The organism is Bradyrhizobium sp. P2_E8 (assembly GCF_056403875.1).
On sequence record NZ_JBFUES010001659.1, the window covers coordinates 1 to 916 of the forward strand.

Annotated in this window: 1 protein-coding gene; it reads left to right on the top strand. The window is 71.1% G+C overall.

Translation table 11 applies throughout. The features are described 5' to 3' along the window. A partial coding sequence (locus tag AC1D00_RS43045; protein WP_477014912.1) for an FAD-binding protein occupies positions 1-916 on the top strand: 916 nt, incomplete at both ends.

Genomic DNA, 916 nt, shown 5'->3' on the forward strand with positions numbered 1-916 from the left:
CCGCTCGGACAGGGCGCATCGTCCGCATGGGCGCAAGGCGGCATCGCCGCAGCGGTGGCCGAGGGCGATACGCCGGAAGCCCATGCCGCGGATACGATTGCCGTCGGCGGCGGTCTTGTCGACGAAGCAGTCGCGCTTGGGATCGCCCGCGAGGCTGCGCCGCGCATCCATGACCTGCTCGCCTATGGCGTGCCGTTCGATCGTGATCTCGAAGGCAGGCTCGCGGTTGGGCGGGAAGCTGCGCATTCGGCGCGCCGCATCGTGCATGTCCGCGGCGACGGCGCGGGCGCAGCGATCATCGCGGCGCTGGGCGAGGCCGTACGCCGGACGCCTTCGATCCGGCTGATCGAGGGGTTCGTCGCCGAAACATTGTTGACGGAAGACGGCGCTGTTACCGGCCTTCAGTTGCGCGCGGCCGGCAATCCTGCTGCCCCGCCGGTCCTGCTCGCCTCACGCGCGGTGGTGCTCGCGACCGGCGGCCTCGGCCATCTCTATGCCGTCACCACCAATCCGTTTGAAGCGAGCGGATCTGGCCTTGCGATCGCCGCGCGCGCCGGCGCCGTGATCGCCGATCCTGAATTCGTGCAATTCCACCCCACCGCCATCATGGTCGGCCGCGATCCGGCACCGCTGGCGACGGAGGCGCTGCGCGGCGAAGGCGCGACGCTGATCAATGGCCATGGCGAGCGTTTCATGCTGGCGCGTCATCCGCTCGCCGAGCTCGCGCCGCGCGACATCGTGGCCCGCGGCGTGTTCGCCGAGATCGCGGCCGGCCGCGGCACGTTCCTCGACGCGCGGCAGGCGCTGGGCGCGCGCTTCGCCGACAAATTCCCGACCGTGCATGCGAGCTGCATCGCCGCCGGCATCGATCCCGCCACGCAGGCCATCCCGATCGCGCCGGCCGCGCACTACCACA